The organism is Ruminococcus sp. CAG:57 (assembly GCF_000435935.1).
Lineage (GTDB): Bacteria > Bacillota > Clostridia > Oscillospirales > Ruminococcaceae > Hominimerdicola > Hominimerdicola aceti.
Genome location: NZ_FR890683.1, coordinates 1 through 21,481, shown reverse-complemented (window position 1 = coordinate 21,481; position 21,481 = coordinate 1). Strand labels below are relative to the sequence as shown.

General features: G+C 45.0%; 17 protein-coding genes. 13 read left to right on the top strand and 4 right to left on the bottom strand.

Annotated elements, in window-relative coordinates:
• Positions 1–6 precede the first annotated feature (6 nt).
• Complete coding sequence (locus tag QVO88_RS00685) at positions 7–1,023, top strand: cadherin-like beta sandwich domain-containing protein (protein WP_022286609.1); 1,017 nt, start codon at positions 7–9, stop codon at positions 1,021–1,023.
• Positions 1,024–1,237: 214 nt separating this feature from the next.
• Here the strand turns inward: QVO88_RS00685 and QVO88_RS00680 are convergent, their stop codons facing one another.
• Entirely contained in the window at positions 1,238–2,101 is an 864-nt protein-coding gene (locus QVO88_RS00680; protein WP_022286608.1) for a polysaccharide deacetylase family protein, read from the bottom strand.
• Between the two features lie 179 nt (positions 2,102–2,280).
• Here QVO88_RS00680 and QVO88_RS00675 point away from each other — a divergent pair, with 179 nt between their 5' ends.
• Together QVO88_RS00675 and QVO88_RS00670 are read left to right on the top strand one after the other, a co-directional pair.
• Positions 2,281–4,386, top strand: coding sequence for a methyl-accepting chemotaxis protein (locus QVO88_RS00675; protein WP_022286607.1), 2,106 nt, complete (start codon positions 2,281–2,283; stop codon positions 4,384–4,386).
• Positions 4,387–4,429: 43 nt separating this feature from the next.
• On the top strand, positions 4,430–5,503 hold the full coding sequence (locus QVO88_RS00670) for a 6-phosphofructokinase (RefSeq protein WP_022286606.1): 1,074 nt from the start codon (positions 4,430–4,432) through the stop codon (positions 5,501–5,503).
• Between the two features lie 169 nt (positions 5,504–5,672).
• On the opposite strand, the gene glgA is transcribed toward QVO88_RS00670, so the two are convergent.
• Positions 5,673–7,115 (bottom strand): glycogen synthase GlgA, encoded by a 1,443-nt coding sequence (glgA, locus tag QVO88_RS00665; protein WP_022286605.1) that lies wholly within the window; start codon positions 7,113–7,115, stop codon positions 5,673–5,675.
• Positions 7,116–7,348: 233 nt separating this feature from the next.
• Between glgA and QVO88_RS00660 the strand changes: the two genes are divergently transcribed.
• The 10 genes from QVO88_RS00660 (at position 7,349) to QVO88_RS00615 (ending at position 18,861) form a co-directional block, all read left to right on the top strand.
• Positions 7,349–8,965 (top strand): ABC-F family ATP-binding cassette domain-containing protein, encoded by a 1,617-nt coding sequence (locus QVO88_RS00660; protein ID WP_022286604.1) that lies wholly within the window; start codon positions 7,349–7,351, stop codon positions 8,963–8,965.
• A 33-nt stretch (positions 8,966–8,998) separates the two neighbouring features.
• On the top strand, positions 8,999–9,487 hold the full coding sequence (locus QVO88_RS00655) for a GNAT family N-acetyltransferase (protein ID WP_046441384.1): 489 nt from the start codon (positions 8,999–9,001) through the stop codon (positions 9,485–9,487).
• Between the two features lie 95 nt (positions 9,488–9,582).
• Positions 9,583–11,082 (top strand): sialate O-acetylesterase, encoded by a 1,500-nt coding sequence (locus tag QVO88_RS00650; protein WP_022286602.1) that lies wholly within the window; start codon positions 9,583–9,585, stop codon positions 11,080–11,082.
• A gap of 370 nt (positions 11,083–11,452) precedes the next feature.
• On the top strand, positions 11,453–11,722 hold the full coding sequence (locus QVO88_RS00645) for an ACT domain-containing protein (protein WP_022286601.1): 270 nt from the start codon (positions 11,453–11,455) through the stop codon (positions 11,720–11,722).
• Between the two features lie 18 nt (positions 11,723–11,740).
• Positions 11,741–13,096, top strand: coding sequence for a PFL family protein (locus tag QVO88_RS00640; protein ID WP_022286600.1), 1,356 nt, complete (start codon positions 11,741–11,743; stop codon positions 13,094–13,096).
• Between the two features lie 55 nt (positions 13,097–13,151).
• Positions 13,152–13,931, top strand: coding sequence for a sugar phosphate isomerase/epimerase (locus QVO88_RS00635; protein WP_022286599.1), 780 nt, complete (start codon positions 13,152–13,154; stop codon positions 13,929–13,931).
• Between the two features lie 30 nt (positions 13,932–13,961).
• Complete coding sequence (locus tag QVO88_RS00630; RefSeq protein WP_022286598.1) at positions 13,962–14,822, top strand: histidinol-phosphatase HisJ family protein; 861 nt, start codon at positions 13,962–13,964, stop codon at positions 14,820–14,822.
• A gap of 130 nt (positions 14,823–14,952) precedes the next feature.
• A complete protein-coding gene (locus tag QVO88_RS00625) occupies positions 14,953–15,822 on the top strand; it encodes a dipicolinate synthase subunit DpsA (RefSeq protein WP_022286597.1) in 870 nt (289 codons plus the stop codon).
• Positions 15,794–16,396, top strand: coding sequence for a dipicolinate synthase subunit B (locus tag QVO88_RS00620; protein WP_148303556.1), 603 nt, complete (start codon positions 15,794–15,796; stop codon positions 16,394–16,396). Before QVO88_RS00625 ends, QVO88_RS00620 begins: the two co-directional genes overlap by 29 nt.
• A 383-nt stretch (positions 16,397–16,779) precedes the next feature.
• Positions 16,780–18,861 (top strand): translation factor GTPase family protein, encoded by a 2,082-nt coding sequence (locus tag QVO88_RS00615; protein WP_022286595.1) that lies wholly within the window; start codon positions 16,780–16,782, stop codon positions 18,859–18,861.
• Positions 18,862–19,062: 201 nt separating this feature from the next.
• On the opposite strand, the gene QVO88_RS00610 is transcribed toward QVO88_RS00615, so the two are convergent.
• On the bottom strand, positions 19,063–20,592 hold the full coding sequence (locus QVO88_RS00610; protein WP_022286594.1) for a YifB family Mg chelatase-like AAA ATPase: 1,530 nt from the start codon (positions 20,590–20,592) through the stop codon (positions 19,063–19,065).
• A 22-nt stretch (positions 20,593–20,614) separates the two neighbouring features.
• On the bottom strand, positions 20,615–21,481 hold an 867-nt coding region (locus tag QVO88_RS00605; RefSeq protein WP_288177667.1), incomplete at its 5' end, for an alpha/beta fold hydrolase.

The following is a 21,481-nucleotide window of genomic DNA, read 5'->3' as shown; positions in this document are numbered from 1 at the left end:
ATAGCAATGATCACAAAAACAAAGCTTGTAAAAAGAATATTCTCATCGCTCTTGACAGCCGCACTTGCAGTTCCAATGACGGCTCTCACTGCCCATGCTACAGGGGAGGCTTTCTTCTATCCGCCTAAAAACCCCGTCATGACCGATCAGCAGTTTGAAGTGTCCGTGACATTTTCCGCAGATTCAGAGATAGGAAGCGTTCAGGCAAATATCGCCTATGACGATTCCGTTATAGAATTTGTGTCAAGCGACAACGCCTCAGGTGGCGGAGGAGTTCTTACAGTAAACGGATTTCCTGATACCCCCTCTTCAGAAGTGGATTTCAGCTTTACGTTCAAAGGTCTGTCAGCAGGAAATGCAAATATAAGCCTGCAAAGCTGTCAGATATATTCCCCTGATTCAGAGCTTATCGGCTCGCCTACCGCCTATTGTGTCATAACAGTTGGAGGCGATAAGGTGGAAACCGAGACCAAAACAGAAACCACGACCACCACCGAAAAGACCACTACCACCACCACTACCACTAAGACCGCACCTTCAAACGGCATACCCGATAAAGGCGTTCTTACAGACCTGACAGTGGATAACGGCGAGCTTTCTCCTGCTTTTGCCTATAATGTCTATAACTATACAGTGAACGTTGACAATTCCGTTACCAATGTTGAGATAGAGGGAACAACAGCAAGCCCCTCTGATTATGTATGGTATACAGGCACAAGCGAGTGTCAGGTGGGCGAAAATGTACGAACCATAACCGTCACAGACGTTGACGGCAATGCCGCCACCTATACTGTCACCATAATAAGAGCCGCAGGCGGAGATGAACAGCAGACCCAGACCGTCCAAAAGAAAGACGGCTCCGATACTTCATCTGCCGTGTCCAAAAACGCAAATGTTATGGACCAGTATAAAAAGATGCTCAATACCGCCCTTGCTATCGTCCTTATTGTCCTTGTTATCGCACTTGTCGTAATAATTATCTGGATAAGAGGAAAGATCAAAGGCGGCAAAAAGGATAAATAAGTTCTGTGTAAAGAGATGATAAACAGCCAAAAGTGGCGTATCAACGTGCTTTTGGCTGCTTGTGACAGCATTTTTCACTCTGCTTACACGAATACACATTTTTTTTACAAAAATCACACAAAAACAAGTATAATTTCGACACCTGCCAGAGTATAATGTGAATATGCTGATGGTGATTCAGTTTAGAGAGTGGCTCCAATAGGGGCTGCTTTTTTTATGCTCCAAAAACTTTTTTCATGAATTCTTCTGTGGAGATGATCCCGCTGCGATTGTATCTGTAAAGACCAAAAAGGCAGCGCTCATCTTCTTTTTTTATTATATTGATTTTTTCCTCTACTCCAAGACTAGCCTCAAACCCCATGTTCTTTACGAGCCGACTTGCACTTTCGCAGGTTATGCCGAAAGGATAGGTGTAAACGTTTGGCTGAAAACCACAGTGTTCATCGCAAAGCGTTTGAAGCTTCGTGGTGTCGTTAAGAAATATCTTTCGGTAATCCTCGTAGCTTTCCCCCTCTAGCTGACCGACTCCACGCCTGCCCTCAAGATTGTGCATATCGTAAGAGTGATTGCATATCTCCACATGACCGCTGTCACGAAGCACCGAAACGTCCTGCCAGTCAAGATAAGAGTAAGCAGGATCAGGCTCAGCCTCCTCGCAGGCAGCGTCAGTGTAAGCCCCCACAATAGATACAGTGGCTTTCATATCGTATTTTTCAAGAAGCGGCAGAAGATATTCTCTGTAGTTGTAAGTGCCGTCATCAAAGGACAGTATAATAGGCTTCTCAGGCAGCTCGCCCCCACGCTTCACATATCTTATAACGTCATTTACAAAAACAGTAGTGTAGCCGTTCTGCTTCAGATAAAGCAGATCCTTTTCAAGCTCGATAGGCGTTATGACATACTCACCGCTGCAATCTTCGTTTTTTACGATGCTGTGATACATTATGATCGGAAGCTTTATCCCATCTGTTTTTTCTTCTTTTGCAAAGGTCGGCATAACAGCCACCGCCGCCAGCATAGAAAGCACAGCTATAACGCAAAGCATCACCCTTTTTCTTATCCTTAGACTTATGTACATATTTTATTTACCCCCTTTTTACCTATTTTTATTCACCTCTATATCATTAATTGCATCATAAGTTCACAAAAAATATGCTTGTGGTACTTGAAATAATTGTGCAATTATGATATAATAAACACGTAATATCGCAGTGTTGTGTGCTGCGTTAAAAACAAGTTCATAAGGGGGAACTGTATATGAAAACGTTGCGTTCAAAGCTGCTTTTGGCAATGCTTTCAATCGCACTTATCATCACGGTGCTGCTCAGCTTGGTTTCCGTGTATTTTATAAACGTTTCTGCAAAGGATACGCTCAAAAGCACCGCTGAACCACTGGCTGTTCAGGCGGCTAAGAATTTTGACTCGACGATCAGCTCTTATACGAATAATATAGTTTCGACCGTAAAGTCTGATTCTTTTTTAGGGGCAAAAACTGACGCTGACAGACTGAAGGCGGTAAAAAGTGGCTTTGCAGACAACACAGGCTTCTATCTGAATTTTACGGTTTTTGACAGCAATGGCATTGTGCTTGCAACAGATAATGAAATGGTATCGTCATCAGTTGAAAAGGAACACATCGTAAGCGCTTGCGAAAGAAGCTCGGCTTATATAACCAATATATATTCCTTTGGCGGTAAGAATTATTTTTCTATACTTGCTTCAACAAAGTCTGGCAACTCAGAACAAAAAGTCGCTTGTATTACCATTCAGAGCGATATGCTTGTCAATGCTCTTAATGAATATACCTTCGGAAAATCCGGCTATGTTTATCTTGTTGGTAAAGACGGAGAGATCCTTCTTCATAAGGATACCGATCAGATAGGTAAAAATGCCCTTGAGATCGGTAAGAAAGATGAAGAATATACGGAAGTGACAAATGCAGTTGAGAAAATACTTGCAAATAATAGCGGTACAACAGAGTATAAATTTAAGGATAACAATTATATCGTGGGCTATTATGGTTCGTCATATTTTGACGGTACTGTTGTCATGGTTACAAATGTTGCCGACTTCACCACTGCAAGCTCCAGCGCACTTACTAATATCATTGTAATGGGCGTTGTGCTTATGTGCCTGACGGTGCTGTTCTCTCTGCTTTTTGCAAAGAGGATAACAAAGCCTATCATTTCTACCACAAACAGACTTCGTTCTCTCGCACAGGGCAACCTTACCGACCCTGTTGACGTGTGGTATTCCAAGGACGAGCTTGGCGTCCTTTCAAACTCTCTGGAAGAAACTATCGTCTGCCTCAGACAGTATATCAACCTTATTACAGTGGCTCTTACCCAGATATCCGAGGGTAACCTTTGCCATAGAATGGAAGGCACTTTCAAGGGCGACTTCTATAAGATAAAGAGTACGTTTAACGAGATACTCGACTCACTGTCTGATACCTTTGCTTCTATCAATATGTCAGCCGAGCAGGTGAACTCAGGAGCGGTTCAGGTGTCAAATATCGCACAGTCTGTATCACAGGGTTCTACACAGCAGGCTTCTGCGATCGAGGAGCTTTCCGCTACCCTCAGTGATGTTTCAAAGCAGATAACTCAGAACTCTGAGGACTCTAAGAACGCTTATAATATCGTACTTAAGAATACCGAAGCCGTTGACAACTGCAACAGCGATATGGGCAACATGGTAAATGCCATGAATGCTATCCATACTGCTTCTGATGAGATCTCAAAGATAATCAAGGTCATTGACGAGATCGCATTCCAAACAAATATCCTTGCCCTTAACGCCGCCGTAGAGGCCGCAAGAGAGGGTTCAAAGGGCTTTGGCGTGGTAGCAGACGAGGTAAGACGTCTGGCGTCAAGATCAGCCGAAGCCGCAAAGCAGACCGCTTCACTTATCGAAAACCAGTCTGCCGCTGTTTCAAAGGGCTCTAAGATAGCCGAAGAAACTGCTGATTCGCTGAACAATATCGTAAGCAATTCAAATACTATAAAGGATCTCGTAAAAAATATCTCAGATGCTTCTGAGGCGCAGGCAGAAGCTATCGTTCAGGTAAATACGGGAGTAGACCAGATATCAGCCGTTGTATCAGCCAATACCTCGACTGCAGTCGGTTCAGCTTCCGCAAGTGAAGAGCTTTCAAGCCAGTCGCTCATACTAAAGAATATGATAGCACGTTTCAAACTTAGCGAGAACAGTGAAAAGGATAAGAAAGAGCATCAGACTTCAAGGTTCACATATATTGACGATGAGCCGGAAAGCGAGGCCACCCCTGAGGAAACTCAGCAGGATATCACTCCTTCCGACGAAGCCGATATAGAAGATTTCAGCACAAGCGATAAGTATTGATATCGTTGATAATGATAGAATTTCATTGAAAGGACTTGGTAAAATGAAGAAAAGAATAGGCATACTCACAAGCGGAGGAGATTGTCCGGGACTTAACGCAACTATCAGAGGCGTTGCAAAGGCTTGCTATGAAAAGTTTGGCGAAGACGTCCAGATAATCGGCATAGAGGACGGCTATTATGGGCTTATCAATAATATGTGCAAGGAAATGAAGCAGTCTGACTTTTCAGGTATCCTTACCACAGGCGGAACTATTTTCGGCACAAAGAGAACGCCTTTCAAGAAAATGCAGGTCATCGAAGAAGATAACGTGGATAAAGTAAAGGCTATGAAAGAAACCTATAAAAAGCAGAAGCTCGATTGCCTGCTCACCTTGGGCGGCAACGGCACTCATAAGACCGCTAACCTCCTTTCAACCGAGGGACTTAACGTTATCGGCCTGCCTAAAACTATCGACAACGATATCTGGGGCACAAGCGTAACGTTCGGCTTCCATACCGCTGTTGACACAGCCACAGACGTTATCGACAGACTTCATTCCACAGCTAATTCCCACGGAAGAATACTCGTTGCAGAAATAATGGGCAATAAAGCCGGCTGGCTCACCCTCTATTCAGGTATCGCAGGCGGTGCAGATATGATAGTCATTCCTGAAATACCATATGATATCGAAAAGCTTGCCGCTGCCTGCGAAAAGAGAGAATCAAAGGGATTTTCTATCCTCGCCGTAGCTGAGGGTGCTTTTGATAAAGAAGAGGCAAAGCTTAAAAAGAAGGAAAGAGCAAGACTCCGTGCAGAACAGGGTCTTACAACTGCTACCCCTAGAATTGCAAAGCAAATAGAAGAGCTTACAGGCAGAGAAACAAGAGTTTGCGTTCCTGGTCATATGCTCAGAGGCGGCAGCCCGTCAGCCTATGACAGAGTTCTCGCCACAAAGTTCGGCGTCCATGCCGCAGAGCTTATCGCAGCCGATAAATACGGCTATGCAGTGGCAATGATAAATGAAGTTGTGTCAGAAAACCCACTTTCAGAAGTCGCAGGCAAAACAAAATTCGTCCCTGCCGACCACCAGCTCGTCAAGACCGCAAAGGCTCTGGGCGTCGCTTTCGGTGACTGATAAATGCAAAACAAAAGCGGTGCAGCCTAAACTGTACCGCTTTTTATGTTTGTTTCCGTAGCGGTGATCTGAGGTCTCCCACCTGATCTCCGATAAATCATATGCTTGCCACAAAACCTATAACATAAGAAAAGCTCCGCAGGAAGGCGGAGCTTTTCTTGTATCTATCTTAGCCGATAAGCCAGTCATACATTTCCTGATACTTGTTAGCAGAAGCCTGCCATGAGAAATCCTGTGCCATTGCAGATTTGATAAGTCCGTTCCATTCGTCACGTCTGTCATCAAATATGTACTTTGCGAACATAACAGTGTTGTACATCTCGTGTGCATTGTAGTTTGCAAAGCTGAAACCAGTGCCGGTCCTCTCAAACTGATTGAACGGCTGAACAGTATCTCTCAAACCGCCAGTTTCACGAACGATAGGCAACGTACCGTAACGCAGTGACATAAGCTGTGAAAGTCCACATGGCTCGAAAAGTGACGGCATAAGGAATGCGTCAGCAGATGCGTAAATGCGGTGGCTCATTTCCTCACTGTAGTAAATGTTAGCGGAAACCCTGTCAGGATACTTGCCTGCAAACCAGCGGAACATATCCTCATATTTCTGCTCGCCCGTGCCAAGCACAACGAACTGTATGCCCTGTTCGCACATTCTTTCCATCATGTATGCAATAAGGTCAAAGCCCTTCTGATCTGTCAAACGGCTAACAATGCCTATCATAAAGCGATTGTCGTCCTGCGCAAGACCAAGCTCAGCCTGAATTGCCCTCTTGTTGTGTATCTTCTTCTCAAGCACGTTGTCATAATTGTATCTTACAACAATGTTCTTGTCCGTGTCAGGGTTGTAATCAACGTAGTCGATACCATTTACGATACCACGGAGATCGTTAGCCCTTGCCCTCATAAGTCCGTCAAGACCCTCGCCGTAGAACTGCGTCTTTATCTCCTCTGCGTATGTGTTGCTGACAGTTGTGATAGCGTCAGCATAAACAAGACCGCCCTTGAGCATATTTCCGTCAACGCCCGTTCTCAGCTTGTCGATAGTGAAGTAGTAGTCAGACAGACCGGATATCCTCTTGAACTGCTCAACTCCGTCATTTCCCTGGAATTTCAGATTGTGTATAGTCATAACAGTCTTTATGCCGCGGAAAAAATCTCCCCCTGCAAAGCTGTCATGAAGATATACAGGTATAAGACCCGTCTGCCAGTCGTGACAGTGTATAACGTCAGGACGGAAATCAAGAAGCGGCAGAGCAGAAAGCACAGCTCTGTCAAAGTACATGAACTTTTCTATATCCCAGTGATGCTCAGTGTAAGGCTTGTCACCGGTGAAATAATGTTCGTTGTCGATAAAATAGAACGTAACGCCATCATAAACGCATTCAAGCACGCCCACATATTGGCTCTGACCTGCAAAGTCCATGTAGAAATGCGTTTTGTACTGCATCATGTCTTTCCACTGCTGTTTCATGCAGGAATATTTAGGAAGAATTACTCTGACATCATAATACCTCTTGTCAAAGCACTTAGGCAGAGAGCCAACAACGTCAGCAAGACCGCCTGTCTTGATAAACGGAACACACTCCGAAGAAGCGAACAAAACTTTTTTCATATTCAAGTTATCCTTTCCAACTTAATTTCTTGAATTTTCAGGGCAATAATTATCGCTATTGCCAATGTGAACATAACAATTATAACACTTTTTGTTGAAAACGTCAAGAGCAAAACCTCGTTTGCACCATAAAAGCGCAGTGATGAAAAATTAATAATTAAAAGTAGACATAAGCCGCTTTGTGTGGTATAATAAAGTGTCAAAGTATAATTATCAGATATAGGAGAGTTAAAATGATAACAGTATCAAACGTAAGCCTTTCATTCGGTGGTCAGCTTCTTTTCAAGGACGTTGACCTTAAATTTACAAACGGCAACTGCTATGGCATAATCGGTGCAAACGGTGCAGGAAAGTCAACATTTCTGAAGATCCTCTGCGGTGAGATAGAGCCTACCACAGGCGAGGTAGTGATCTCAAAAGAGGACAGACTTTCAGTGCTTCGTCAGGATCACTTTGCATTTGACGAGTATACAGTTCTCGAAACTGTAATAATGGGCAATAAGCGTCTTTATGAGATAATGAAAGAAAAGGACGAGCTTTACGCCAAGGAGGACTTCACCGAGGAGGACGGCGACAGAGCAGGTCAGCTTGAAAGCGAGTTCGCAGAATTAAACGGCTGGGAAGCTGAGTCTGACGCTTCAAAGCTCATTCAGGGTCTTGGTCTTTCCGAGGATATCCTCTATTCACAGATGTCCACCCTCTCAGGTAACGAAAAAGTCAAGGTGCTCCTTGCACAGGCACTTTTCGGCAACCCTGATATCATCATGCTTGACGAGCCTACAAACCACCTTGATATCGACGCTATAAGCTGGCTTGAGGACTTCCTTGCCGACTATTTCGGAACTGTCCTCGTCGTATCCCATGACAGACACTTCCTTAATAATGTTTGTACCCATATCGTGGATATCGACTATACAAAGATAAAAATGTATGTTGGTAACTACGAGTTCTGGTATGAGTCCTCACAGCTTATGCAGAGAATGATAAAGAACCAGAACAAGAAAGCCGAGGAGAAGATCAAGGAACTCCAGGAGTTCATCAACCGCTTCTCAGCAAACAAATCAAAGTCCAAGCAGGCTACCGCAAGAAGAAAGCTTCTTGATAAGCTCACAGTCGAGGAAATGCCTGCCTCATCAAGAAAATATCCTTTCATAGGCTTTAATATGGATAGAGAGCTTGGAAAAGACGTACTCAAAGTCAACGGCATCTCAAAAACAGTTGACGGAGTAAAGCTTCTCAATAATGTTTCCTTTACCCTCAGCCGTACCGATAAGGTCGCTTTCATAGGCGAGTCCGAGCAGGCTATCACAATGCTTTTCAAGATACTTGCAGAGGAAGAAGAGCCAGACGAGGGCAGCATTAAGTGGGGCGTTTCCACATCACGTTCCTATTTCCCAATAGATAACTCAGCCTACTTCAACGATAATGACGAAAGCATAGTTGACTGGATAAGAAAATATTCCACTTCCGAGGTAACAGACACCTACCTCAGAGGTTTCCTTGGCAAAATGCTCTTCTCAGGGGACGAGATATATAAGCCTGTAAAAGTTCTCTCAGGCGGTGAAAAGGTAAGATGTATGTTCAGCCGTATGATGCTCTTCGGCTCAAACGTTATAATGCTTGACAGACCTACCAACCACCTCGACCTTGAGTCTATCACAGCCGTGAATAACGGACTTAGAGATTTCAAAGGCGTTGTGATTTTCGCATCTCATGACCACGAAATAGTTCAGACAGTTGCAAACAGAATAATCGAGATAACCCACGACGGCTGTATCGACAGACAGGGCACATATGAGGAGTTCCTTGATTGGCGACGTGAGCGTGGCATGAAGTCATTTATAGAGTAATTTTATTATGGAGAAGTATCCAAAATGGCAAAAATGAAAAACGTGACCGTAAGAGGTTACAATATTGATGACGTTCCTGCAATGGCAGAGATATGGAACGAAGTTGTAAAAGAGGGCAATGCCTTCCCACAGAAAGAAACTCTCGACTATGAGGGTGCGAAAAAGTTTTTTGCTTCACAAACATTCTGCGGTGTTGCAGAGTATGAGGGCGAAACTGTAGGAATGTATATCCTCCACCCTAATAACGTTGGCAGATGCGGACATATCGCAAACGCAAGCTATGCCGTAAAAAGCACCTGCCGTGGAAAAGGAGCAGGCAAGGTCATAGTCGAACATTGTCTTTTCATAGCAAAGCAGAAAGGCTTTAAGGTGCTCCAGTTCAATGCCGTTGTTGCGTCAAATGTCAAGGCGGTAAAGCTTTACGAAAACCTCGGCTTTGTTAAGCTCGGCACTGTACCGAAGGGCTTTGAAAACAAAGAGGGCGTCTTTGAGGATATCATTCTTTTCTACCACACACTGTAAGTGAGGAGTTAGGAGTGAGGAATTAAGGTATCGCCTGAGGCGATGATATCTTTTTGAATATTGAATTTTTATAGGTATTGAAAGGTGAAAGAAGTATGTTAAAAGTAGCAAATATTTTTTCAAACGATATGGTGCTCCAGCGTGACAAGAACATAACAGTCTGGGGACTTGGGGACGAGGAAAGAACTGTCACCGTAACGCTCAACGGCGTGTCAGTCCAGACGCAGGTCTGCGACGGCAGGTGGACAGCCGTTCTCCCTCCAATGAGTGCTGGCGGAGAGTATGAAATGACAGTTTCAGACGGCTGTACAGAGAAAAAATTCTGCCGTATCATGATAGGCGAAGTGTGGTTCTGCGGCGGTCAGTCAAATATGGAGCTTGAACTTCAAAACGCAAAGGGCGGCAAAGAAGTCCTCGAAAACCTCACCCCTGATTGCAACGTAAGATTTTATTACACTCAAAAGCGTGGCACCCTTGACGAAATGTTCTATGAGGACGAAAACAATACCGCATGGTCACAGGCTTCAAAAGATAATTCAAGGGCATGGAGTGCAGTCGGCTTTTTCTTTGGAAGAAAGCTTGCCAAAGACCTTGGCGTAACAGTAGGACTTATCGGCTGTAACTGGGGCGGCACATCAGCCTCCGCATGGGTAGACAGACCGACCCTTGAAAACAACGCTGAAATAAGAAGCTACATAGACGAGTATGAAAAACGTATTGAGGGCAAAACTGTAGAGGAGCAGATAAAAGAATACAGAGATTATCAGAAATTTGAGCGTGTGTGGGATAAAAAATACGGGGAGCTTCTGCAAAAAGACCCAACAATGAGCTGGGAGAAAGCCAACGAGATCCTTGGCGATAAGAATTGGCCGGGTCCAATAAACTGCGTAAACCCATTCCGCCCAACAGGACTTTTCGAGACTATGGTGTCAAGAGTTTGTCCTTATACAATAAAAGGCTTCCTCTATTATCAGGGCGAGTCTGACGACCATAAGCCTGACAGCTATTACACCCTCCTCACATCTCTTATCAGGCTTTGGAGAGAGAAGTGGGGCGACGATGAGCTTCCGTTCATAATCGTCCAGCTGCCTATGTTCAAATATGCCGCAGACCCTGATTATAAGCATTGGTGTAAAATAAGAGAAGCACAGATGAGAGCATATAAAACAGTGAAAAATACAGGAATAGCTGTTATCTCAGATTGCGGTGAGTTCAACGAGATTCACCCAAAGAATAAAGTACCCGTTGGCGAAAGACTTTGTTTGCAGGCAGAAAAGCTTTTCTACGGCATGGACGTAAAAGCATTTGGACCTATCTATAAGTCGCTGGAGTATAAAAACGGTGGTATAGAGCTTAGCTTTGACCATGCCGAAAACGGCTTTGTAGTAAAGGGCGAAGCACAGGGCTTTGAGATAGCAGGCAAGGACGAAGAGTTCGTAAAAGCCGATATCACCATAAACGGCAGTAAAATTTTCATCAAGTCAGACGCTGTTGAAAAACCTCTATATGCAAGATATAACTGGTTCAACTATTGCGAGGTAACTATCTTCAACGAAACAGGCATACCACTCGCACCATTCAGAACAGAAAAATAATACAAGAACGTCCCCTAAATGGGGGCGTTTTTTGTAGGGGAGCGGCGAAATTTCTGCTCGCAAGCTCACAGAAATTGACGTCCCGCTCATCAAACTTTTTTTGTTTTGCAGAAATCTGACACCCCGCTTTTTTTTGCACTTCAACGTTTTTGATTTTTTTTACGAATTTTTTTGTAATTCGTACAAATATGGGTAGGGGCGAACAATGTTCGCCCGTTTCGTTCACCGCAAACCACCTGCCTTGACCGTCGCCCCATAAAACGCATTTCCAACGTTAATAAAATATTTATAATTAAAACTCTTGGCAAAATCTCCGCTGTGTGGTATAATAGAAGATATATAAATGAATTTGGAAAGGCTGGTCTTATTAATGAGAGCTGTTGTTACGGTTATAGGTAAGGACGCTGTAGGTATCCTTGCAAAGGTAAGCACAAAGTGTGCAGAATATAATGCGAATGTTATCGAGGTCACTCAGTCAGTTTTGCAGGACCTCTTTGCTATGATAATGCTTGTTGACATCACAAAGCTCAACTCCGATTTTGCTACCATGGCAGACGGACTTACAGAGCTTGGTCAGACAATGGGTGTTAAGATACACACAATGCACGAGGATATTTTTAACTGTATGCACCATATCTAAAGAGGAGATTTCTGTAAAATGATTAATACATATGACGTGTTGGAAACGATACGAATGATACAGGACGATTGTCTTGATATTCGTACTATCACAATGGGCATTTCTCTGCTTGATTGTATCGACAGCGATATAAACGTTGCCTGCGAAAATGTCTATAAGAAGATAACCGCAAAAGCTGCAAGGCTTGTTGAGGTGGGCGAACAGATAGAAAAGGAGCTTGGAATCCCGATCATAAATAAGAGAATTTCCGTTACCCCTATCGCTATCGTGTCTGCTGCCTGCAAGTGTTCACCTGTTCCATTTGCACACGCTATGGACAGAGCCGCAAAGGACGTTGGCGTAAACCTTATCGGTGGATATACAGCCCTCGTTCCAAAGGGCTTCTCCGCAGGCGATATCGAGCTTATCAAGTCTATCCCAGAGGCACTTGCTACTACTGAGAGAGTATGTTCCTCTGTAAATATCGGTTCAACAAAAACAGGTATCAATCTGGATGCCTGCAAAATGATGGGTGGCGTTGTAAGAGAGTGTGCAGAAAGAACAGTTGACTCTGCCTGCTTTGGCGCAGCAAAACTCGTTGTTTTCTGTAACGCAGTTGAGGATAACCCGTTCATGGCAGGTGCTTTCCACGGAGTTGGCGAGCCTGATTGCATGATAAACGTGGGCGTATCAGGTCCTGGTGTTGTAAGAGCCGCTTTGAGAAAATATCCTGACGCTGATATCACAAAGATATCCGACGTTATCAAGGAGATCTCATATAAGATAACAAGAGTGGGTCAGCTCGTTGGAACTATCGCTTCCAAGCGTCTTGGCGTTCCATTCGGTATCGTTGACCTTTCACTTGCACCAACTCCGGCCGTAGGCGACTCTGTTGCCCATATCCTCGAGGAAATAGGTCTTGAAAAGTGCGGTACACATGGCACAACAGCAGCTCTCGCCCTGCTCAATGACGCAGTTAAAAAGGGCGGCGTAATGGCTTGCTCAAGAATAGGCGGACTTTCAGGTGCATTTATCCCTGTTTCTGAGGACGCGGGCATGATCGATGCCGCAAAGAGCGGTGCGCTCTGCATTGAAAAACTTGAAGCTATGACTGCTGTATGTTCAGTTGGTCTTGATATGATATGTATTCCGGGTGATACCCCAGCCGATACTATTTCCGCTATCATCGCAGACGAAGCTGCTATCGGTATGGTAAACAACAAGACCACCGCCGTAAGAGTTATCCCTGCTATTGGCAAGGGCGTTGGCGAAGAACTTGATTGGGGCGGACTTTTTGGCTGCGGACCTGTTATGCCGCTCAAAAAAGAGTCGCCTTCCAAGTTCATCAATCGTGGCGGACAGATCCCTGCACCACTCCATTCTCTCAAAAACTAAATTTTCACGGCGGCAGAGCAATTCTGCCGCTGTTTTTGGTAAGGAGGAAAACAGATTGAAACGCTGTATGTTTGCAGACTTCACCTTCAAAATACCCTTTGAGGAGCGCATAAGACTTATAAAAGAGAACGGCTTTGACGGTGTAATGCTTGGTTTTTCTGACGGACTAAAATACACGCAGTATGATATTGTACGAAATTTTGGACTGGAAATAGAAAATGTCCATTCACAGTTTGACCGCATGAACGCCCTTTGGACAATATGCCCAGAGAGCGAATATATCCTCCAACGAACACTTGAATGTGTAAGAGTGTGCGGTGAAAACGGCATAAAAACCATGATATGTCACCCCACTGACGGGCTTGTTCCGCCCGAGGTATCTCGTTTTGGTGTAGAGAATTTCGCCAAGATAATACAGTGCGGAGAAGAAAACGGCGTCGATATCGCCTTTGAGAATATCCAGCTCCCGCAGTTTCTTGACGTGCTGTTTGACAAGTTCGGCAGCCTCGATAACGTGAAATTTTGCTATGACACAGGTCATGAGAATTGCTTCTCAAAGCATACCGATTGCCTGACAAAGTTCGGCAGCAAGCTTGCCTGCCTGCATATCCACGATAACGACGGCAACACCGACGGACACATGATACCGTTTGACGGCAACCTGAACTTTGAGAAATTTCTCAGAAAGCTCAAAAACCTCGACCACCAGCCACCATTGTCATTAGAGCTTTATATGTCAAAGTCCACCATGTACCGAAATACTGCACCTGACAGCTTTGTAAGACGTGCGGCAGAAGCGGCAAAACAGCTTGAAAAGCTTTACAATTCTATATAAGTACAAACTTTTGTACAGATAGGAGAACCTATGAAAACTCTTATAGATATGCACACCCACACAGGCTTTTCCCCCGATGGTGAGGGAACTGTAGAACAGTCTTTAGCAAAAGCCAAAGAACTTGGCTTGGCGGCATTTGCCATAACTGACCATTGCGATTGCAATTTCCGCTATAAAGCCGACCATTACGGTGATCCTGAAGCCCTGAAAGACGGCATGATGTACGGCTCGGGGGAGTATGCCCCCGCAAGCATAGTCGCCCAGTATGAAGCTTCACAGCATCTGGAGGGTTTAAATTTTCTCTGCGGAATAGAGCTTGGCCAGCCTTTGCAGGATATAGAATTTGCCGAAGAGATAGCCTCCGACAAACGACTTGATTTTATCATCGGCTCACATCATCAGAATAAAGGCAAGGACGATTTCTATTGGATAGAGTACAAAAATATGGACTTGTCGCAAATCTATGCTCTCCTTGACGACTATTTCAAAGAAATGCTTGAAATGTGCAAATGGGGCAAGTTAGACGTTTTAGGACACCTAACCTATCCTCTGCGATATATCCAAGGAGATTGCGGTATTCAAATAGACCTCGCCCCTTATGATGAGATAATAAGAGAAATTTTTTGTACACTTATTCAAAAAGGCAAGGGCATAGAGATAAATGTGTCGGGATTAAGGCAAAAATACGGCAAGCCCCTCCCGGACCTTGGCTATGTGAAGCTCTACAAAGCCCTCGGTGGCGAGATATTGACCATAGGCTCAGACGCCCACTGCACCGCAGATATCGGCAGGGATATTTCCGCAGGCGTAGAAATGGCGCAGGCGGCAGGCTTTAAGTATCTGACCTATTTCAAAAAGCACGAGCCGAAGTTTATCAAGATAGAAATATGATATCATATCAAAGCGCCGCAATTCTTGCTTTGCAGGGATAGGGCGTTTTGTTTTGCCGGTAACATTTAGCCCACCGATACATATAATTATATATAACTCTATCAGGCATAGTCCCATAGGAGGTATCCATATGAAAAAAACAGTTTTCCTCTGCGTCGGCGGTGACGCAAGACAAACATATACAGCTCAGACTCTCACTAAAATCGGCAGGGTCTATACTTACGGCATGGACGATAAAGGCGAGGACACTATCCCCCTCGCTCATCTCGATCAGCTCACCGAAAAGGCGGACGTTCTCGTGCTCCCTCTAATGAAAGCTGACGGGCTGGATATCTCTTCTAGCCGTAATGTAAAGGTATCATGCAGTGACGTTTCAACGCATTTAAAGAAAAATGCACTCGTGGCAGGCGGTCTGCTCCGCCGTGATCAAATAGAATATTTCTCCTCTCTTGGCTTCGATGTTAAGGATTACTATAAGCGAGAGGAGCTTGTTATAAGAAATTGTATCCCCACGGCGGAGGGCGCTTTGCAAATAGCCATGCAGGAGCTTGCTGTCACCGTGAACGGTTCCACCGTCCTAGTTATTGGCTATGGTAGAGTAGCGAAAGCCTGCGCTAAGCTTTTTCGGGCTGTCGGCGCAGATGTGACTATATCCGCAAGAAAGCTTTCTGCGCTTGCAGAAGCCGAGGGTGCAGGATATAAGGCAGAGCTTATCACAGCTCTTGCGGACAATATTTCGGGGTACACTATAATAATAAACACCGTCCCTGCCATGATACTTGATGAAAAGCTTTTGGGCGTAATGGATAAAAAATCTCTTATCATAGACCTTGCCTCCCGACCTGGCGGAGTAGATCATGAAACTGCCGCAAAGCTGAACAGGCGTGTGGTATGGGCATTGGGACTTCCAGCCAAAGCCGCACCTATGACTGCAGGAGAGATAATCGCCCGAACAGTCACGGACATTTTGAATGAAAGGGGAACAAAGAATGTCACTTGACGGCATACGAATAGGCTTTTGCATGACCGGCTCCTTCTGCACCTTTGAAAAGGCATTTGCCGCCGCAGAACGGCTTGTGCAGCAGGGCGCAAAGCTTGTGCCAATAATGTCTTTCAACGCCGCATCTATATCTACACGTTTTGGCACAGCGGAAGAAAACATCAAACGTCTTGAAACCATAGCAGGCCGCAAGGTCATACGCACCATAGAAGAAGCCGAGCCGATCGGCCCGAAAAAGATGTGTGATATCATGGTAGTAGCACCCTGCACCTCAAACACGGCAGCAAAGCTTGCTCTTGGCTTGACGGACACTCCAGCCACCATGGCGGTAAAAAGTCATCTGAGAAATGCTCGTCCCGTGGTCATCGCCATATCGACAAATGACGCACTGGCAGGGTGTGCTAAAAACATAGGTTATCTGCAAAATCTGAGAAACTACTATTTCGTACCATATGCGCAGGACAACTGTGAAAAGAAGCCAAACTCCATAGTGGCTGAGTTTGAACTCATACCCGAAACTATTCAGTCGGCTCTTGAAGGGATACAGCTTCAGCCTATCATAAGGGTAAAATAACGCAAAGCTCTCCGAAACGCTCGGGGAGCTTTTTTTGCATTCACACATCTCTGATAACCGCACCCCTACAGATATTCGGGCAAGTCCTGCCGCCGCAAAATCGCTTCGCTCGGCGCTTGAGGGCAGCTTTGCTCATTCCTAATTTCTAATTCCTAATTCCTCATTCCTCACTCCTCACTTCTTTCGCCCTTGTGCAATCTGCTTTATAACAAGTCTAAACTTTGTTCACATTCACGAAAGAAATTTTTCTTTCCGCTCTTGCTATTTATGTGAAAATAGTATATAATTATCTTATGCGGTTGATATATTTTGTGTAAATGATACATATAATTATACTGCATATCACATTAAGCCGTCCAACGGCATAGATTGGAGCGATCAACTTGAAAAAATACGACAGCACAAAAATAAAAAATATTGCTATTGCAGGTCAGGCAGGTTCTGGAAAGACCTCTCTGACTGAGGCACTGCTATATAAAAGCGGAGCTACTGACAGGCTCGGCAAGATAACTGACGGAAACACTGTTTCTGATTATACCCCTGATGAGATAAAGAGAAAATGTTCTGTTTACACATCTCTTTCTTCTTTGGAAACTGGCGAGTTCAAGGTAAATCTTCTTGATACTCCCGGTATGTTCGATTACGAGGGCGAAGCTGTTGAGGGCATTGCCGCAAGCGGTTGCGTACTCATTACTGTATCAGGTAAATCAGGCGTTCGTGTAGGTACTCACAAGGCTTATGACCTTGCAAAGGAAATGGGCAAGCCTACAATGTTCGTTGTAACAAAGCTTGATGACGATAACGCAAACTTCAATAACGTTCTTACTCAGCTCAAAGCAGAGTTCGGACCTACAGTTTGCCCTGTTGTTGTGCCTGTTATCGCAGACAGAAAGATAGTTTCTTATGTAAATCTCATTGAGATGAAAGCATATAAGTATGAAGACGGCAAGGCAGTTGAAACTGATATGCCTACAGCTGATGTATCAGAGAAAATGGGTTATCGTATCGACGGACTTATCGAAGCCGTGTCCGAAGCCGTTGCAGAAACTGACGAGGCGCTTTTTGAAAAGTTCTTCTCAGGCGAAGCATTCACACAGAAAGAGCTTACCGACGGAATACATAGCGGCATGAACTCAGGCATTATAACTCCTGTTACCTGCGTTTCTTCCACAGACCTCTCAGGCGTTGATATGCTCCTTAAGGAGATAGACCTGCTGCTCCCTCCTCCGTCAGAAAAGGACGCTATGATAGGCGAAACAGCAGACGGCGAAGCTGTTGAGGTCGCTTGCGTTGAAAGCGACCCTATGAGTGCATTTGTATTCAAGACAGTTGCTGACCCATTTGTTGGCAAGATGTCATACATAAAGGTATTTTCAGGAAAGCTTACACCTAACAAGGAGGTTGTGAACGCTACCACAGGAAGCACCGAAAAGGTCGGAAAGCTTGTTACGCTTCAGGGCAAAAAGCAGATAGACGTTGCCGAAGCAGGCTGTGGAGATATCGTTGTTGCAATGAAGATGAACGTGAACACCAACGATACTATCTGTGACTCCGCAAGAGTTGTTAAGTTTGCACCTATGACCTTCCCTAAGCCATGCTACAAAATGGCAGTAAGAGCTAAAAAGCAGGGCGATGAAAGCAAGATATCCGCCGCAATGACAAGACTTATGGAAGAAGATCTTACTATAGATTACAAGCTCGACCCGTCAACAAACGAAATGATACTCAGCACCTTGGGCGGACTTCACCTTGATTCAGTTGTGGGCAGACTTGCAGGAACATTCGGCGTTGAAGTAGAAACTTCTGTGCCTAAGATCTCCTATCGTGAAACTATCAGAAAGAAAGTCAAGGTGCAGGGCAGACATAAGAAGCAGTCAGGCGGTCACGGTCAGTATGGTGACGTTTGGATAGAATTTGAGCCATGCGTATCTGACGACCTTGTATTTGAAGAAAAGGTGTTTGGCGGAGCAGTTCCAAAGAACTTCTTCCCAGCCGTAGAAAAGGGCTTGCAGGAAAGCGTAAAGAAAGGCGTTCTCGCAGGTTTCCCTGTAGTAGGTCTGAAAGCTATCCTTGTGGACGGCTCATATCACCCTGTTGACAGCTCAGAAATGGCATTCAAAATGGCAGCTTCTATCGCATACAAAGAGGGTATGCGTCAGGCAGAGCCTGTTCTCCTCGAACCGATCGGCTCCTTGAGCGTTTTCGTACCTGACGATAACACTGGCGACATGATGGGTGAGCTTAATAAGAGAAGAGGCAGAGTTCTGGGCATGAATCCTGCGGAAAAGAAGGGCATGACAGAAATAGTTGCGGAAGTTCCAATGGCTGAAATGGCAGACTTCACGTTGCTTCTGAGACAAATGACACAGGGTCAGGGCGTGTTCACATTTGAAAAAGCACGTTACGAGCCGCTTCCTGCAAATCTTGTTGCAGACGTTATCGCAAAGAACGCAGTGGCAGATTGATTTTTTTGGAATAGAATTTTTAAGGGATAATTATAGAATTGTGATAAGGACAGTACGGGAATGTTTCGGGCGTTCCCGTACTTTTTTGCACAAAAAAACAGACGGAATAAAAACCGTCTGCAATTATCATATGTATTGAATACGCCATAGTAGGGGCGAACAGTTCGCCCGTTTCCTGTCAGCTTTTATGTGACGCACATATCACCCATTCCAGTATTTTCTGTCAAGGCTTCGATACTGAACAGCCATTGCGATATGCTTTTTGTCTATGACCTCTGCACCGTCCATATCCGCAACAGTTCGTGCGACTTTAAGTATGCGGTCATAGGCTCTTGCTGAAAGACCCAGCCTGTCAAAAACGTTCTCCAAAAGCTTCGAAGCCTCATCTGTCACAGGGCAGACCTCGTGAAGAATATCAGAAGTTATTCGTGCGTTGCAGGTTATGCTAGTGCCTTTGAAACGCTCGTTTTGTATGTCACGGGCTTTTTGAACACGCTCTCTTATGGACGCTGATGACTCCTCTTTGGCAGTGGAAGAAAGATCTGCAAACTCAACAGGTGCGACCTCCAAATGAATGTCGAAACGGTCGAGAAGTGGTCCGCTGACTTTGGAAAGATAGCTTGAAACTTGTTTCGGAGAGCATATGCACTTTCTTGTGGGGTGACCAAAATATCCGCATGGACATGGATTCATTGCAGCAATAAGCATGAACGAACATGGGTATGTTATCGACCCTGACACTCTGGATATGGTCACCTGCCTGTCCTCCAAAGGCTGACGTAAGATCTCAAGGGCAGGGCGTGAAAACTCTGCAAGCTCGTCAAGAAAAAGCAAGCCGTTATGTGCAAGGGATATCTCGCCGGGCTTTGGCACAGAGCCTCCGCCTGAAAGTCCTGCTGGTGAAACTGTATGATGCGGTGAACGGAAAGGTCTGGCGGTGATAAGAGGACTGTTGCTGTCCAAAAGTCCTGCCACAGAATGGATATTTGTGGTTTCTATGGACTCCTCAAAGGTCATGGCAGGAAGTATCGACGGCATACGTTTTGCAAGCATTGATTTTTCTGAGCCAGGCGAACCTATCATAAGAACGTTGTGACCGCCTGCCGCTGCGACCTCTAATGCTTTTTTTGCCGCTGATTGTCCTTTTACGTCGGCAAAATCAAGACTTCCGAAATAGCTTTCAGCGGTGGGCTTATAATGTGCCGCAGGAACTATTGCCGCCTTTTTCTCAAAGTGAAAAACAAGCTCACGTAAAGACCTTACGCCATAGGCTTTTATACCCTCCACAACGGAAGCTTCACGAACATTGTCGGTAGGAACATATATCTCAGAAAGTCCCATTTTCTGCGCCATTATGGTCATAGGCAAAACGCCCTGAACAGGTCTTACTTCTCCGCTGAGAGAAAGCTCACCGATAAAAGCGGAGGTGGAAAGCATACTGTCATCAACAAGGTCAGCCATTCGCAAGAGTGCAACTGCCACGGCTAAGTCATAGACCGAGCCTGTTTTTCTCACATCGGCAGGTGCAAGATTTATGATTATTTTTCTCAGAGGCAATGTTATCTCGCTTGAACGCAGTGCAGAACGCACACGTTCACGGCTTTCTTTTACAGATGCGTCTGCAAGCCCCACGATATCGAAAGAGGGCAGACCCTTTGAAGCTTCTATCTCCACCTTGACCGCAAAGGCATTAAGCCCCAGCAGACCTACACTGTTTATTACAGCAAACACGTTGACTTCTCTCCCTTACAGCTTAATCTGAACACATTTCAGAGCTTATGATATCGAGCAGAAAATCTGCAATATCATTATACACTTCGCGGCGGTTGGTTTCGTTCACAAGCTCGTGACGTGCATTTTCGTATATCTTCATCTCAACGTCACAGCCGTTGAGGGACAGCCTGTTGAACACGTTTAGTACGCCTTTTCCGTAGTTTCCCACAGGGTCGGCACTGCCTGCTATAAGATAGGTAGGCAAAGTTTTCGGATAGGTGGAGAACCACTTTTCGTTTGAAACATACCACAAAAGCTTTGCAAGATTTTCAAAGCCGTTTAGGGTGAAAATAAAGTTGCATTTAGGGTCTTTTTCGTAGGTGGAAACTATTTCAGGGTCACGGGATATCCAATCATATTCGCTGACCTTATCGGTAATTTTTCTTGTATAAGCACCGAAAGCAAGCTTATTTACAGCGTTGCTCCTATATTTATCACCATGGAGTATTTTCAGGCTGTCAACAAGGGTGAGCAAAGCAGGAATACCCTCCATGCCGCCGCTTGTTCCACAGAAGATAGCCGCTGTGAGGTTTCTGCCATGCTTGGTGACAAAAGCTCTTGCAAGGAAGCTTCCCATGCTGTGGCCGAGAAGAAAATACGGCTTGTCAGGGTAGTTGTGTTTCATCATTTTTGTGAGAGTATACATATCCTCGACAGCGTTTTCCCAGCCATGTTCAGGGGAGAAGTAGCCAAGCTCGGAGCTGTCGTTCACACTGTCGCCATGACCGAGGTGGTCGTTTCCGCAGACAGCGAAGCCTAAGCCTGTGAGGAACTCAGCGAGGTCGTCATAACGTCTGAAATATTCGCACATACCGTGGGATATCTGAACGACACCTCTTACTGTGCC